At 71.5% G+C, this 13930-nt stretch carries 13 protein-coding genes and 1 pseudogene; 10 read left to right on the top strand and 4 right to left on the bottom strand.

Annotation, left to right across the window (positions count from 1 at the left end):
• On the bottom strand, positions 1–309 hold a 309-nt coding region (locus AB8Z36_RS12940), incomplete at its 3' end, for a TetR family transcriptional regulator (protein ID WP_369213408.1).
• Positions 310–435: 126 nt separating this feature from the next.
• On the opposite strand from AB8Z36_RS12940, the gene AB8Z36_RS12935 reads away from it, so the two are divergent.
• Together AB8Z36_RS12935 and AB8Z36_RS12930 are read left to right on the top strand one after the other, a co-directional pair.
• A complete protein-coding gene (locus AB8Z36_RS12935) occupies positions 436–1146 on the top strand; it encodes a FadR/GntR family transcriptional regulator (protein ID WP_369213407.1) in 711 nt (236 codons plus the stop codon).
• Positions 1143–2429, top strand: a complete 1287-nt coding sequence (locus AB8Z36_RS12930) for a CynX/NimT family MFS transporter (RefSeq protein ID WP_369213406.1) — start codon at positions 1143–1145, stop codon at positions 2427–2429. Before AB8Z36_RS12935 ends, AB8Z36_RS12930 begins: the two co-directional genes overlap by 4 nt.
• A gap of 52 nt (positions 2430–2481) precedes the next feature.
• Here the strand turns inward: AB8Z36_RS12930 and AB8Z36_RS12925 are convergent, their stop codons facing one another.
• A complete protein-coding gene (locus tag AB8Z36_RS12925) occupies positions 2482–5481 on the bottom strand; it encodes a CARDB domain-containing protein (protein WP_369213405.1) in 3000 nt (999 codons plus the stop codon).
• Between the two features lie 535 nt (positions 5482–6016).
• On the opposite strand from AB8Z36_RS12925, the gene AB8Z36_RS12920 reads away from it, so the two are divergent.
• Genes AB8Z36_RS12920 through AB8Z36_RS12905 form a run of 4 tightly spaced genes read left to right on the top strand, consistent with a single transcriptional unit; the run spans position 6017 to position 9262 of the window.
• Positions 6017–7099, top strand: coding sequence for an acyl-CoA dehydrogenase family protein (locus tag AB8Z36_RS12920; protein WP_369213404.1), 1083 nt, complete (start codon positions 6017–6019; stop codon positions 7097–7099).
• Positions 7096–7902 (top strand): PIG-L deacetylase family protein, encoded by an 807-nt coding sequence (locus AB8Z36_RS12915; protein ID WP_369213403.1) that lies wholly within the window; start codon positions 7096–7098, stop codon positions 7900–7902. Before AB8Z36_RS12920 ends, AB8Z36_RS12915 begins: the two co-directional genes overlap by 4 nt.
• A complete protein-coding gene (locus AB8Z36_RS12910; protein WP_369213402.1) occupies positions 7899–8513 on the top strand; it encodes an SAM-dependent methyltransferase in 615 nt (204 codons plus the stop codon). The genes AB8Z36_RS12915 and AB8Z36_RS12910 overlap by 4 nt, the downstream gene beginning before the upstream one ends.
• Positions 8510–9262, top strand: coding sequence for a glycosyltransferase (locus AB8Z36_RS12905; RefSeq protein ID WP_369213401.1), 753 nt, complete (start codon positions 8510–8512; stop codon positions 9260–9262). The genes AB8Z36_RS12910 and AB8Z36_RS12905 overlap by 4 nt, the downstream gene beginning before the upstream one ends.
• An 8-nt stretch (positions 9263–9270) precedes the next feature.
• Here the strand turns inward: AB8Z36_RS12905 and AB8Z36_RS12900 are convergent, their stop codons facing one another.
• Complete coding sequence (locus AB8Z36_RS12900; protein ID WP_369213409.1) at positions 9271–9816, bottom strand: DUF6328 family protein; 546 nt, start codon at positions 9814–9816, stop codon at positions 9271–9273.
• A gap of 234 nt (positions 9817–10050) precedes the next feature.
• Between AB8Z36_RS12900 and AB8Z36_RS42290 the strand changes: the two are divergent.
• The 3 genes and pseudogenes from AB8Z36_RS42290 to AB8Z36_RS12885 all read left to right on the top strand — a co-directional run.
• Positions 10051–10272 (top strand): annotated as a pseudogene (locus tag AB8Z36_RS42290) (gas vesicle protein GvpG); the annotation flags it as partial.
• A gap of 270 nt (positions 10273–10542) precedes the next feature.
• Positions 10543–12063 carry a catalase gene (locus tag AB8Z36_RS12890; protein WP_369213399.1) on the top strand — a complete coding sequence of 507 codons (1521 nt, stop codon included), beginning with the start codon at positions 10543–10545 and terminating at the stop codon, positions 12061–12063.
• Between the two features lie 78 nt (positions 12064–12141).
• On the top strand, positions 12142–12630 hold the full coding sequence (locus AB8Z36_RS12885; RefSeq protein ID WP_369213398.1) for a nucleoside deaminase: 489 nt from the start codon (positions 12142–12144) through the stop codon (positions 12628–12630).
• Positions 12631–12641: 11 nt separating this feature from the next.
• On the opposite strand, the gene AB8Z36_RS12880 is transcribed toward AB8Z36_RS12885, so the two are convergent.
• Positions 12642–12944, bottom strand: coding sequence for a helix-turn-helix domain-containing protein (locus AB8Z36_RS12880; RefSeq protein WP_369213397.1), 303 nt, complete (start codon positions 12942–12944; stop codon positions 12642–12644).
• A gap of 65 nt (positions 12945–13009) precedes the next feature.
• Here AB8Z36_RS12880 and map point away from each other — a divergent pair, with 65 nt between their 5' ends.
• Positions 13010–13786, top strand: coding sequence for a type I methionyl aminopeptidase (gene map, locus AB8Z36_RS12875; RefSeq protein WP_369213396.1), 777 nt, complete (start codon positions 13010–13012; stop codon positions 13784–13786).
• The last annotated feature ends 144 nt before the right edge of the window (positions 13787–13930 follow it).

Genomic DNA, 13930 nt, shown 5'->3' with positions numbered 1-13930 from the left:
GGCCTGTACGAGCTGCTGCCACTCCTCGTCCGACCGGCCGTTCTCCGCCCGTGCCGAGTGCTCGGCCGCGGCAGCGGTCGCCGACTGCAGGAGGATGTCCACGCCCCAGGCGGCCCGGGTCTCCGGGGCGCCCCCCTCGGCGAGGACGTAGAGCGACGCGGGCCCGGTGTCCAGGGCGGTGGCGAGACGCCGCATCGTGACGCGCCGAAGACCTTCCCGCTCCATGATCTCCACGGCCGTGTCGATGATGCCCTCACGGGTGAGGGCGGGTTTCGCGGGCCGCTCACGGCGGTTCTGGGCGGAAGGCATGCCCGCACTTTACTCATCCGCCGAGGGCACTGGGCTTCCCCGTCGAGGGCACTCCGCTCACCCGACGCAGGTCGGCGCCCAAACATGTGATGTTCAAATGTCTGATGTTTGTGTAGGGTCCTGCTCATGAAACGGATCAGTACACCGCGCAGGTCGGCGAGCCTGTCCGCGCAGCTCGTCGACAGCCTCCGCAGGCACATCGATTCAGGGGGGTGGCCGGTAGGCACCCGCATCCCGCCGGAGGCGGCCCTCATCGATGAGCTCGGGGTCGGACGCAGCACCCTGCGCGAGGCACTCGGCGCGCTCGCACACCTCGGCCTGCTGGAAGCCCGGGTCGGTGACGGCACCTATGTCGTCGCGTCGAGCGAACTCCAGTCGGTCATGGTGCGCCGGGCGAGCGCGGCGGAGCGGGACAACGTCCTCGAACTCCGCACCGTCCTGGAGGAGTACGCCTCGGGGGCCGCCGCCCTGCGCCGCAGCGAGGACCAGCTCGACCGGCTCAAGGAACTGCTGGCCGACGCCGACGCGGCCTGCGCAGGTGCGGACGTGACCGCGGCGGGCGATGTCGACGCACTGTTCCACCGGGCCGTCGTCCGGGCGAGCGGAAACGACCTCCTGGTCGAGGTGTACGACCACCTGGGAACGGCCCTGACCGCCACCCTGGGCGGCCTGCCCTGGGACGCCGTCGGCGCCGAGCGCCACGCGAGCCTGCACAGACGGCTCGTCGACGCGATCGAGGAGCGGGACGAGCACGGCGCCCGCGAAGCCGCCGCCGCGATCGTCCGGCTCACCCGCGACCACGGGGCCGACGCGCCGCGAGGGGCGGAGGGGGAGTGAACGCGCGGCCGTCCTCGATATCCCGGCGGCGCCCCACCGCCGCGACGGCGACCGGCGCCACGCCCTCCGGAGCACCGGCCGCCGACGCCACCGGCCCCGCCGACGTCACCGCCCCCGCCGTGTCCATCGGACTCGTCCTCGCGATCTGCCTCGTGGCGGCGAACCTGCGCACCACCCTCACCGGCGTCGGCACCCTGCTTCCGGCGATCGAGCGCGACAGCGGCCTGACGTCGACCTGGGGCGGGCTGCTGAGCACCCTGCCGTTGCTGACGTTCGCCGCGACGTCGCCCCTGGTGGCCCGCGTCTCCCACCGCTACGGCAGCGCACGCCTGCTGGTGGCGGCCCTCGGCGTGCTCGCCGTCGGCACCGTGGTCCGGTCGCTGCCCTCGGTGATCTGCCTGTTCACCGGGACCGTGATCCTCTCCGCCGCCATCGCGTTCGGCAACGTGCTGCTGCCCGCGCTGATCAGACGCAGCGTGCCCGCACACCGCATCCAGGGCGTCAGCGCCCTCTACGTCACCGTCATGGGCGTCACGGCGGCGGTCTCCTCGGGCATCTCCGCGCCCCTGTCGCACAGCCTGCCGGGGTCCTGGCACACCGCTCTCGCCTGGGGGATCGCCTTCGTCATCGCGGCCGTCCTCGCCTGGCTGCCCCGTACGCGGCACGACGAGCCCCAGTCAGCCACCGGCACGACCCGCAGTCCGGTCCCGTGGCGGTCGCGGCTGGCCTGGCAGGTCAGCGTCTTCATGGGCCTGCAGTCCCTGGCCTTCTACACCGCCGTCGCCTGGCTCCCCAGCATCCTGGCCCACGGCGGCACGAGCAGCACCGCGGCCGGTTGGATGCTCTTCTACTACCAGCTCATCGGCCTCGCGGCCAGCGGCCTCCTGCCGTTCCTGACCCGGGGCCGCCACGACCAACGCTGGGTGGCGGCCGGGGCGTCGGTCGCCGTCGCCGCCGGATTCGGCATCCTGGTGGCCGCGCCCGCGCTCTCCGTCGTGGCGTGCACCCTGCTCGGTCTCGGCGGCGGCGCGTGCCTGGTCCTCGCGCTGACCTTCCAGAGTTCGCGCGCGGGCAGCTCCGGCGAGGCCGCCGCGCTGGCAGGCATGGCACAGTCCGTCGGCTACCTCATCGCGGCGGCCGGTCCCCTCCTCCTCGGCATCCTCCACGACAGCACGGGCGGCTGGACCCTGCCGCTCACGATCCTGGTGGTCCTCGGCCTCGCCATGGCGGGCACCGGATACGGCGCGGGACGGGACCGCCACGTAAGCCAAGCCCACCGCTGACGGCCGGACACGGCGGGTCACCTCATCGCGTGAGGTGACCCGCCGATGGGGGTCACAGCCCTTGTCTGGTCCCCGGCACGCCGGTGACGGGCTGCGCGCCACCGCCGTTGATCACGAACTGTGAGCCGGGCTCGACCAGGATGTTCCCGTCGCGCGAGTCACTGATCCGCACATCGGTGAGCGTCGCGCTGCCCCGCGCGCCGCCCATGGCGAGGATGCCGGAGCCGTTGTTGGACTTGGAGATCGTCACGTTGCTGATCTTCGCGTCGGGTATGGCACCGCCACCGGTCTTGAACTGGATGCCGTCGTACGTGGAGTCGTGGATGTCGGTGTCGCGGATCGTGACGCCGGGGATGTCGGGCCCCTGCGCGAAGAGCGTGATCGCGCCGAACTCCTGGTCCTCGTTCCAGAACGCCCCTCCGGTGCGATGGAGCCCGTTGTTCGCGATCAGGGTCTGGCCGGAGAAGGGGATCGGGTCGTGGTCGGTGGCGAGCATGATGCCGGGGTAGTTCATCGTGTCGTACACGAGGTTGTTCTCTATCTTGTTGCCGTAACCGCCGTACACCGCGATGCCGTTGGCCCGCCACGGCAGCTGCACCGTGTTGTTGCGGAACACGTTGTCGTGGCCGACGTCGACCGACTGGTCCTTGACGTACTTGTTGGCCCATACGGCGAGCGCGTCGTCGCCGGTGTTGCGGAACGAGGAGTTGAAGACGGTCGAGTCGCGGGTGCCGTTGCTGAAGTTGATGCCGTCCGCGTAGGTGTTGCGGATGCGCATCCCGCTGAACTCCAGGCCGTCGCCGGGGCCCCACAGCTCGGGGATGTTGCTGTAGTCGCGCCCGACCCAGGTGCCGACGTTGGCGTGCTCGATCCAGACGTTGGTGATCCTGGTGTTCTTGCCGAACCGGCCGTTGAGGCCGACGCCGCCCTCCGCGTTGCCGTCACCGCCGCGGATGGTGCCCGAGCCGAAGACGGCGATGTCGGAGATCTTGGTGTTGTCGTCGATGTCGAAGCCGAAGTTGCCCTCGTGCGGGTGGTTGATGCCGCCCGCGTCCTGCGGCGCGATGAGCGAGTAGAGCTGGGAGTGCCACATGCCCGCGCCCCGGATGGTCACGTCCCGGATGCCCACCTGGTTGTACTGGCCGCGGTCCTGCGGATCGTCGGTCAGGATCTTCTTCTCCTGGCGCCACTGTCCGGCGGGTATCCACACGCAGTCGATCTCGCCCTTCTGGTCGGCGGTCACGGCCTTCTGGATCGCGCCGGCGTCGTCGATCCCGTCGTTGGGGATCGCCCCGTACTCGGTGATCGAGGTGCACGCGGCGGGCTTGCTCGCCGCGGGAGCGACCTGCTCCAGGTCGACCAGGTCGATCACGTAGTAGGCGGCGTCGTCACCGGAGTCGCGCTGGAGGCGGAACGTGGTGCCCTTGGGGTAGGTCTGGGTGAGCAGGGCGTGCGACTCGTCGAAGAGCCGGCGCGCGTCGCCGCCGGGGGTGTTCGTCAGGCCCTCGGGCTGGTCGGTGCTGCCGTAGAGCCAGCTGTGCTTGGACGACAGGGTGAGCTTCTGGACGAACGTGCCGTTCGCGTAGAGGCTCAGCGTCTTCTCCTGGCCGCCGCCCCTCGCCGCGTCCGGGATGGAGTTGCGGACGACGATGGAGTTGGTGGCGCTGGTGGAGGTGAACTCCACGTACTGGCCCGTCGAGTTCAGGCGCACGGACCTGCGCCCCGAGGACTCGGTGGCGAAGTTGGTGTGACCGAAGGTGCGTTTGGCGTCAGCCTCCAGGAGCGTGCCCTCGTACTTTCCTTCCTCCGCCTCGTACTCGACGTAGGGGGCGGCGGCGCCGCGTCCGATGACGAGGGAGCGGGCGAAGACGTTGTTGTCCTCGTTCGTCTCGTCCACGACGCCGGTGGCGTCGGCGGTCGCGGTCAGGGTGGCGCCGCCGCTGGTGGCGGTCCAGCTCCCCGAGAGGCCGACGGTGGCGTCGGCGCCCGCGGCGAGGGCGGGCGCCGTGCCGTTCAGCGTCTTGTCGCCCACCGTCAGACGGGTCACCGAACCGGCGGTCACCGCACTGGTGCCGCGGTTGTGCAGTTTCACCGCGAAGGTGACATCGGCGCCGACGGCGGGGTTCGCCGGGTTCGACGTGATGCCGGTGACCTGAAGGTCGGGTCCTGGGCTCTGGCCGACGGTCAGTTTGGTGTCGGCGGTGCGGCTGTTGTTGTCGTTGTTCTGCTCGACGACGGTGTCACCGGGGTCGACCACCGCCGAGACGGTGTAACTGCCCTGCGCCCGCTTGCCGATGCCGACCGGCACCGTGGCCGACTCGCCGGCCCCGAGCGCGCCCACCGTGGCGCTGCCCGCGACGGTGCCGCCCAGGCTGACGTCCACCGTCGTGGCGCCGGAGGCGGCCGAACCGGTGTTGCGCACGGTGGTGCTGACCTTGATGGCGTCGCTCTCGCTCGGCTGCTTGGGCTCCCAGGCCACGTCCGTGACCGTCAGGTCGGGGTTGGGGGCCGGTTCGCCGTTGACCTCGAACTCGGCGATCTGCCCGCCGTAACCGGAGCTGTTGGAGGAGATCTTCAGCCGGATGTCGGCGTAGCGCCCGGAGACGGGGATCGTCACGGTGTTGCGAGGGGCGTCGGGGGAGAAGGAGTAGTCGGCGCGGGCCTTGATCGTGCTGAAGCTGTCGGCGTTCTGCGCGCGTCCGAGGACCTCGATGTTCTGGGTGCGGGACGACCAGGCCGGGTCCGGGTCGAGCTTCAGGACGACCGAGCTGAGGGCGGCGTCGGCGCCGAGCTTCACGGTCAGCGTCGAGGGGTGCCCGCTCGCCTCCCAGTAGGTGTTCGTGCTGCCGTCGTTGGCGTTGGGCGCGAAGTAGGTCTGGGTCGAGGAGGAGGCCTCGATCGGCTTCTTCAGGGCCAGGTTGGTGGCCGCTCTGGTCTTCGGTCCGGCTTCCGTCGGCGCCGCGTGGGCCGCGACGGGCAGGAGCCCGACGGCGGTCAGCGCGGCGACGAGCCAGAGGCTCGTGTTCCGCCGGTTGCGTTGTCTCCGTCTCACGGTGTGCCTCTCGGGGGGTCGGGGGCGGTTCCTGGTGGCTGATCCTGGCGTGGGCATGACAGATTGGCGGCTCACGGCCGCTGTGAACGCCTTCCTGCCGGGAGTGCGGGGCTCCCGGCCTCGCCAGTACTCAAGCGTCATCGACACAGGAGCGCAAGATATCGCGCAGTTATTGAAATGAATCGACATGAGAGTGGGCGGCTGTTGTCGAGTGGCCCGCGATCAGGACGTTCGGCGCCGATTGCTGCCCCTAAATGGGCACCATTCGTGACATGAGGCGCTGCTCTGGCGGCCCGCCACTGCTCGTAGAACTGGCTGAGCGCCACTCAGTAGGTCATGATTTTGCGTCCACGGCTATGGATTTTGCTCTCAGCGGCACGTGTCCCGTAATGCCCCGAGCGCCCGGCGGCGCGTGACCGTGAAGTGGCGGGGGCCGTCGCTGAAGTGGCGACCGCCCCCGCGCTGCCCGATGCTGATCTGGTGGCGAGCGCCCCGGCCTGTCATCGCGTCGCCCGCCCGAGGACAGGAGACGCGCGTGACCCTCACCTCCGCACACCCGGCGGGCCGCGATCCGCTCACCCTGCCCGGTCACGCGGGCCGGGCGGCCCGGTGGTTCGCCGACTTCGTCGACCGGGAAGCCGCCGACGTCCCCCTTCCGGGGCAGGCGACGGCCCGGCGGTTCGCGGTCCTCGCCGCACTGGGCAGGCGGGACTTGTCCCTGGTGCGCCTGGCGGAGGGGCACCTGGACGCCGCCGCGATCCTCGACGAGGTGGAGGACTCCCGGCCCGGTCCCGGGGAGCGCTGGGGAGTGTGGGCGGCACGCCCGCCCGGCCCCGGGGTACGCGCCACGCGCGGGCGGCACGGCTGGACGGTCAGCGGCGTCAAACCCTTCTGTTCCGGCGCCCGCGTCTGTACGCACGCCCTGGTCACCGCCGAGGCCGAGGACGGCTACCGGCTGTTCGCCGTCGAGGTGGCGCACCCGGACGTGACGCCGGTGGAGGGCACGTGGCCCGCGATCGGCATGGCGGGCAGTGACAGCCTGGATGTGTCCTTCGCCGATGTCCCGGCGCGTCCGGTGGGGGAGCCGGACGCCTATGTGGACCGACCGGGGTTCCAGCACGGCGGTATCGGCGTGGCGGCCTGCTGGCTCGGCGGCGCGCGGGCCGTGGCGGCGGTCCTGTACGAGCAGGCACGCGCGGGACGGCTGAACGAGCACGCCGCCGCCCATCTCGGCGCCGTCGAGGTGCTGTTGCACTGCGCCGACACCGTGCTGGGGCAGGCCGCCGCCGAGATCGACGCCGACCCCCTCGACGAGCGGGACCAGGCACGGGTGCGCAGCCTGCGCGTACGGGCCCTGATCGCGCACACCTGCACCGAGGTCCTGGACCGCGTCGGGCGGGCGACGGGCGCCCTGCCGCTGTGCCACGACGAGCGGCATGCCCGGGCCGCCGCCGACCTGACGGTGTACGTACGCCAGCACCACGCCGAGACCGACCTCGCCGCACTCGGCCACCTCGCGGCGAAGGAGCAGAGCGGCACGGAAACGGTCCGGGGCGGCGCCGAAACGGGCCAGGACGGCGCCGAGAAGATGCGGGGCGGCGCGGAGGCGGGCCGGTGAGCGCCGCCGCGTACCAGGCCGTCGGTGGACTGCGTCAGGACGCGGCGGCGGCGATCGACGCGCGGGGCACGGACGAGAGCGTCTGGGCGGCGGCCCACCTGCCAGGACGCCTGCCGCGGCTGAGCGTGCCGAGGACCGGTCCCGTCGTGGTCGTGGCCGCCCACCCCGACGACGAGGTACTGGGAGTGGGCGGCACGATCGCCGCTCTCGTCGCCGCCGGTGCGGGGGTCCACACCGTATGCCTGACCGACGGCGAGGCATCCCACGACGGTGGCGGGTCACCTCGGATCGAGGGCGGGCGAGGCACGGCCCGTGAGCGCCTGGCGGCCCGCCGTCGCGGCGAGCTGGCCGCGGCCCTCGCCGAGCTCGGCCCCCTGCCCGCACCCGTGCACGCGGCTCTGCCCGACACCGCGCTGGACGAGCACGAGACGGAAGCGGCAGCTGTGCTCGGCGGGCTGCTCGCCGCGACGGAGGCGGCACTCTGCCTGGCGCCCTGGGCCGGTGACCTCCACAGCGACCACGAGGCGGCGGGGCGCGCCGCCGCGCGCGCCTGCGCCCGGACCGGCACCACACGCTGGTCGTACCCGGTGTGGATGTGGCACTGGGCCCGCCCCGACGACCCGCGCGTGCCCTGGCACCGGGCCGCCGTCCTGCCCCTCGGCGCCACCGCGCGCCGACGCAAGAAGCGCGCCCTCGCCCGCTTTGCCAGCCAGCTGGAGCCACGCCCCGAGGGAAGAGTGGCGGTGCTTCCGCCGCACGAGCTCGCCCACCACACCCGCGCCTTCGAGACGGTGCTGCGGTGAACACCCCCGTCGGCTACTTCACCGACCAGTACGCCCGCTCGGCCGACCCCTGGCAGTTGGGCGAGCGCTGGTACGACCACCGCAAGTACGCCTTGACCATCGCGGCGCTGCCCCGCGCCCGCTACCGGCGTGCCTTCGAACCGGGCTGCTCGGTGGGCGTGCTGACCGGGCTCCTTGCCACCAGGTGCGACCACCTGCTGTCCACCGACCGCATCGCCTCCGCCGTCGGCACCACGCGCGAGCGCACCGCAGGCCTGGACCACGTCACCGTCGCGCGGATGACCGTCCCCGAGGAGTGGCCCGACACCACCTTCGACCTCATCGTCCTCTCGGAACTCCTCTACTACTTCGACGCCGCCACCCGCACCCGGCTGCTGCGCCTGAGCATCGACGGTCTCGGCGCGGGCGGTCACCTGCTCACGGTCCACTGGAACCACCCCGTGGCCGAACACACCTGTCCCGGACGCGACATCGCCGACCAGCTCACCGCGCTGCCGGGCCTCGCCCCGCTCGCCCGCTACGACGACCCCGACTTCACCCTCACCGTGCACGAACGCGTCACCACGTCCGGCCCGGCGCTGAGCCCGGCCCGCGCGGAGGGCCTCGCGTGATTCCCGCCGCCGTGGCCGTCGTGGTGCCCGCCCACAACGAACAGCACCGCATCGCCGACTGCCTGCGCAGCCTGCGTACGGCCGCCGCGCACGCCGCACCCCTGCCCGTGACGGTGGTCGTGGTGGCCGACGCCTGCACCGACGCGACCCGGCACATCGCCCTCGCCCAGGGCGCGTACGTGGTGACGACCGACGCCCGCAACGTAGGCGCCGCACGCGCCGTCGGCAGCGCACGGGCGCTGCACCTGTGCGCGGGCGCGGCCCCGGCCGTCTGGCTGGCCACGACCGACGCCGACAGCACCGTGCCACCGGCCTGGATCACCCACCAGCTCGCCTGGGCGCACCGGGGCTACGACGCCGTCCTCGGCACGATCCGGCTCACCGCGTCGGCCCGGCGGACGGCGCACGCGGCCCTGCACGACGCCGACTACTTCCACACCCGGCCGCCGCGCGACGCCGCCGCGTGGGCACACCCCCACATACACGGAGCCAACCTCGGTCTGTCGGCCGCCGCCTATGAGCGGATAGGCGGCTTCGCCCCGCTCCGGACCGGTGAGGACCGCGACCTCGTCACGCGGCTGGCCGCCGCGGGCCACCGTATCGCCCGCAGCGACCGGCATCCCGTGCAGACCGCGGCCCGCCTGCGCGGACGCGCCCCGGGAGGCCTCGCCGACCTCCTTGCCTCGCTCGCCCACGAAGGACGGGGGCTCACGGGCACCACACGGTACGACGCCGCGAGGCAGCGGTAAGGCGCTGGTCAGCCCTGGTCGGTCCGGTCATCCGCTCCCTCGGGGTGCCGACGTGCCGAGCGCCGCCTGAGCCACACCGGAAGGACGTACCAGCACGACGCGAACCAGAGGATCACGCCACCGGCCAGGATCTCCGCGAGGAGGTCCGGCAGGACGACATGGAGTATGAGCAGCACCGTCGAGCTGATGGTGAGCGCGAGGAGCACGAGCCCGCCCACCACGAGGCGCCCGGCCACGGTGACGAGGTCGTCCTTCATCCGCTGCCCCGCAAGCAGCCGGTGCAGGGCGACCGGCGCTATCAGCGCACCGGTGGCGGCCGCACCCAGGATGACGGTCATCACGTACACCGTGGTGTCGAACGCGCCGAGTTCCCGGAAGTGCGGGGTGAAGGCGACACTGAGCAGGAAGCCGAAGAGGATCTGCACGCCGGTCTGCGCGACGCGCGTCTCCTGAAGGATCTCGCCCCACCGCCGGTTGACCCGCTCATGGGACAGCTCGACCTGATCCGTACGCCGCGCCGCGGCAGACCCCTGCTCCTCGGCCGTCGGCCCCATGTTCATCACCGTCACCGGAAACCTCCTCTTTCCGGTCACATGTGCCCCCGGACCCCGGTCGCACGCGCACCGGCCCGCCGGAGCGGGCGGCACCATGTGGATCAGCACCGCATGCGGAGCCCCGGCACGCTGCGGAGACTGGAGGCATGGCAGAGCAACACGAACGGCGCGGCCGGTGCCGGAGCGTCCGCGTGGACGCGCACGAAGTCGCGACGACACCCGCCGGAGCCTGAGATGGGACTGCTCTCAGCGATCGCCCTCCTCCCGCTGGCCCCCGTGCGAGGCGTCATCCGGGTGGCGGAACGCCTGGGCGAGGCGGCGGACAGGGAACTGCACGAGCCCGGCGTGATCCGCGCCCGGCTCGCCGGACTCAACCGCGCCCTGGAGGACGGGGAGATCAGCGAGGAGCAGTTCGAACTGGAGGAGGAGCGGCTGCTCACCCTCCAGGAGGGCCGGGTGCTCGCTCTCCAGGAGGGCCGGGTGCTCGCCGCCGCGCCGACCGCGTCCGCCGGGGCACCGTCCCCCGCACTCCCTGCGGCCGGCTCAACCGTCCCCGGCGAGGCGAACACGGCGTTTGACCGCGCTGTCGCAGGATAACCGGTGGGTCTGCGACTTCGGCGCGGGCCTTCGCCAGGAAATCCGTGACTGGCGGTTGACGGCAGTCCCGGCCCACCCGGCGCGAGCACGCGGCATCTGGCTGCGGACGCATGACGAAGAGGGAGAGCAATGACAGACAGCACCCCCGCGACCACCAGCGACTCCGGTGCGCCGGCCGAGAGCGACGAGCATTCGCTCACGGTCGGTGCCGGTGGCCCCATCCTGCTCCAGGACTCGTACCTGATCGAACAGATGGCGCAGTTCAACCGGGAGCGCATCCCGGAGCGCCAGCCGCACGCCAAGGGCAGCGGTGCCTTCGGGCGGTTCGAGGTGACGCAGGACGTCAGCCAGTACACCAAGGCGGCGCTGTTCCAGCCCGGCACCGAAACAGAGCTGGTCATCAGGTTCTCGACGGTGGCCGGGGAGCGCGGCAGCCCGGACACCTGGCGCGACCCGCGCGGCTTCGCGGTGAAGTTCTACACCAGCGAAGGCAACTACGACATGGTCGGCAACAACACCCCGGTGTTCTTCGTCAAGGACCCGATGAAGTTCCAGCACTTCATCAGGTCCCAGAAGCGCAGGGCCGACAACAACCTGCGCGACCACGACATGCAGTGGGACTTCTGGACCCTGTCGCCCGAGTCGGCGCACCAGGTCACCTGGCTGATGGGCGACCGCGGCATTCCGCGGACCTGGCGCCACATGAACGGCTACAGCTCCCACACCTACATGTGGATCAACGCCCAGGGCGAGCGGTTCTGGGTGAAGTACCACTTCAAGACCGACCAGGGCGTGGAGCACTTCACCCAGCACGAGGGCGACCAGATGTGCGCCGCGGACACGGACTACCACACCCGTGATCTGTTCGAGCACATCAGGGACGGCGATTTCCCGAGCTGGACGCTGTACGTGCAGGTCATGCCGTACGACGAAGCGGCCACCTACCGGTTCAACCCGTTCGACCTGACCAAGGTGTGGCCGCACGGCGACTACCCGCTGATCGAGGTCGGCCGGATGACGCTGGACCGCAACCCCACGGACAACCACGCGGAGATCGAGCAGGTCGCCTTCCAGCCGAACAACTTCGTGCCGGGAATCGGACCGAGCCCCGACCGGATGCTGCTCGCCCGGCTGTTCTCGTACGCCGACGCCCACCGGTACCGGATCGGCGCCAACTACCAGCAGCTCCCGGTGAACGCGCCCGTCGTGCCCGTCAACACGTACTCCAAGGACGGTGCGATGGCCTATCGCAAGACCTCGGACCCCGTGTACGCGCCGAACTCCAAGGGCGGTCCCGCCGCGGACACCGAGCGGTACGGCACGCCGCCGAGCTGGTACGCGGACGGGGACATCACCCGTGCGGCCTACGTCGACCACGCCGAGGACGACGACTGGGGGCAGCCGGGCACGATGGTCCGCGAGGTCCTCGACGACGCGGCCCGCGACCGGCTGGTCGACAACGTCGTGGGGCACCTGCTCAACGCCGTGACCGAACCGGTCCTCCAGCGCGCCTTCGCCTACTGGAAGAACATCGACAAGACGGTGGGCGAGCGTATCGAGCAGGGGGTGCGCGCCAAGGCGAACGAGAAGGACCCCAAGGCCGCCGAGCAGGCGAACCCGGCTCGTACGAGCATGCAGCACAAGGCCTGACCGCCACGCGTGACCGGGGCCGCCTTCCGCACTCCGCGAAAGGCGGCCCCGTCCGCATGCACATCCCGGAAAGAGCCCATGGACTTCGCGCAGCGCACCATCGACATCGCCCGGCAGAACGTCGCCGAGGGCGGCAGGCCCTTCGCGACCGTCATCGTCAAGGACGGCGAGATCCTCGCGGAGTCCCCGAACAGGGTCGCCCAGAGCCACGACCCGACCGCCCACGCCGAGATCCTCGCCATCCGCGAGGCGTGCGTGAAGCTGGGCACCGAGAACCTGACGGGCGCCACCATCTACGTCCTGGCCCATCCGTGCCCGATGTGCCTGGGCGCGCTGTACTACTGCTCACCGGAGCAGGTCGTCTTCCTCACCACACGCGAGGCCTACGAGCCGTACTACGTGGACGACCGCACGTACTTCGAACTCTCCACCTTCTACGACGAGTTCGCCAAGGACCACACCGAGCGCCGCCTGCCGATGCGCCACGACGCACGCGAGGCCGCCACCGACGTGTACCGCTTCTGGCGGGACCGCAACGGCGGCGAGCGCCAGGTGACGGCCACCTGACGGGCCGGGGCCTACGCGGGCAGTCGCTCGCGTGTGTCGCGGCACGCGTCCGTCGGCGCGTCGTCGAGGCGGGAGCGGCTGATCTCGGCCCATACCGCGTCGAGGGACAGGCCGAGGACCTCGGCGATCGTCGCGATGGTCGGGAACGCCGGGGTGGCGACGCGGCCCGACTCGATCTTGCGGAGCGTCTCCGGTGAGACGTGCGCGTCCAGCGCGACCTCCACGATCGAGCGTTCTCCGCGGGCCCGGCGGAGGAGGGCGCCGAGCCGGCGGCCGCGTGCGACCTCTGCGGGAGTGAGCGGCAGTCTGACCATGACGCCGATTCTAATACCGGTATAGTTTGAACGGTATAGTTATTGGTAAGCGAGGAAAGCAGCGCATGATCGAGATCCTGAACCCCCACCTGCTGACCCGGGCGAAAGACACGGGCGCCCTGGTCGCGGACATCCTGCACACCCTGAAGGCCCGCAGCGAGATCGGCACGAACCTCCTCGACATCGACCAGTGGGCCAAGGAGATGATCACCGAAGCGGGCGCGGAGTCCTGCTACGTCGACTACGCGCCGTCCTTCGGCCGCGGCCCCTTCGGCCACTACATCTGCACGGCCGTCAACGACGCCGTGCTCCACGGACGGCCCCACGACCACACGCTCGCCGACGGCGACCTGCTCACCCTCGACCTCGCGGTCTCCCTGCGCGGAGTCGCCGCGGACGCCGCCATCAGCTTCATCGTGGGCGCCGCGCGGCCCCCGGAGAGCGTGGCCCTGATCGACGTGACCGAGCGCGCGCTGGCCGCGGGCATCGCCGCCGCCGGTCCCGGAGCCCGCGTCGGCGACCTCTCCCACGCCATCGGCACCGTCCTCGGCCAGGCCGGGTACGAGATCAACACCGAGTTCGGGGGGCACGGCATCGGATCGACGATGCACCAGGACCCGCACGTGGCTAACACCGGGCGGCCCGGCCGCGGTTACAAGCTGCGCCCCGGGCTGCTCCTCGCCCTGGAGCCGTGGGTCATGGCAGACACCGCCGAACTGGTCACCGACGCCGACGGCTGGACGCTCAAGAGCGCGACGGGCTGCCGCACGGCCCACAGCGAGCACACGATCGCGATCACCGAGGACGGCGCCGAGATCCTCACGCTGCCGACGCGTCCGTAGTCGCACCGGTGTCCGGCCGCCGCCGCACAAGGGCGGTGCGGCGGCGGCCGGGCGCGCGAGCGGCCGAGGCTCCCCCTCGGCCGGAATTCTCGCGCGAGATGCCCTCCGGGCGGCAGATGCGAGGCGCGGGAGGGCCTCGCGGGT

This window comes from Streptomyces flavofungini (assembly GCF_041028215.1).
Lineage (GTDB): Bacteria > Actinomycetota > Actinomycetes > Streptomycetales > Streptomycetaceae > Streptomyces > Streptomyces flavofungini_B.
The sequence above is the reverse complement of the archived record's forward strand: the minus strand, read 5'-3'. Positions and strand labels throughout refer to the sequence as shown.

Excerpts from the sequence above, each read along its gene's own strand:
- AB8Z36_RS12890 (WP_369213399.1), top strand. The coding sequence starts at position 10,543 with ATGACAGACAGCACCCCCGCGACCACCAGCGACTCCGGTGCGCCGGCC.
- AB8Z36_RS12900 (WP_369213409.1), bottom strand. The coding sequence starts at position 9,816 with ATGGGGCCGACGGCCGAGGAGCAGGGGTCTGCCGCGGCGCGGCGTACG.
- AB8Z36_RS12880 (WP_369213397.1), bottom strand. The coding sequence starts at position 12,944 with ATGGTCAGACTGCCGCTCACTCCCGCAGAGGTCGCACGCGGCCGCCGG.
- AB8Z36_RS12935 (WP_369213407.1), top strand. The coding sequence starts at position 436 with ATGAAACGGATCAGTACACCGCGCAGGTCGGCGAGCCTGTCCGCGCAG.
- AB8Z36_RS12885 (WP_369213398.1), top strand. The coding sequence starts at position 12,142 with ATGGACTTCGCGCAGCGCACCATCGACATCGCCCGGCAGAACGTCGCC.
- map (WP_369213396.1), top strand. The coding sequence starts at position 13,010 with ATGATCGAGATCCTGAACCCCCACCTGCTGACCCGGGCGAAAGACACG.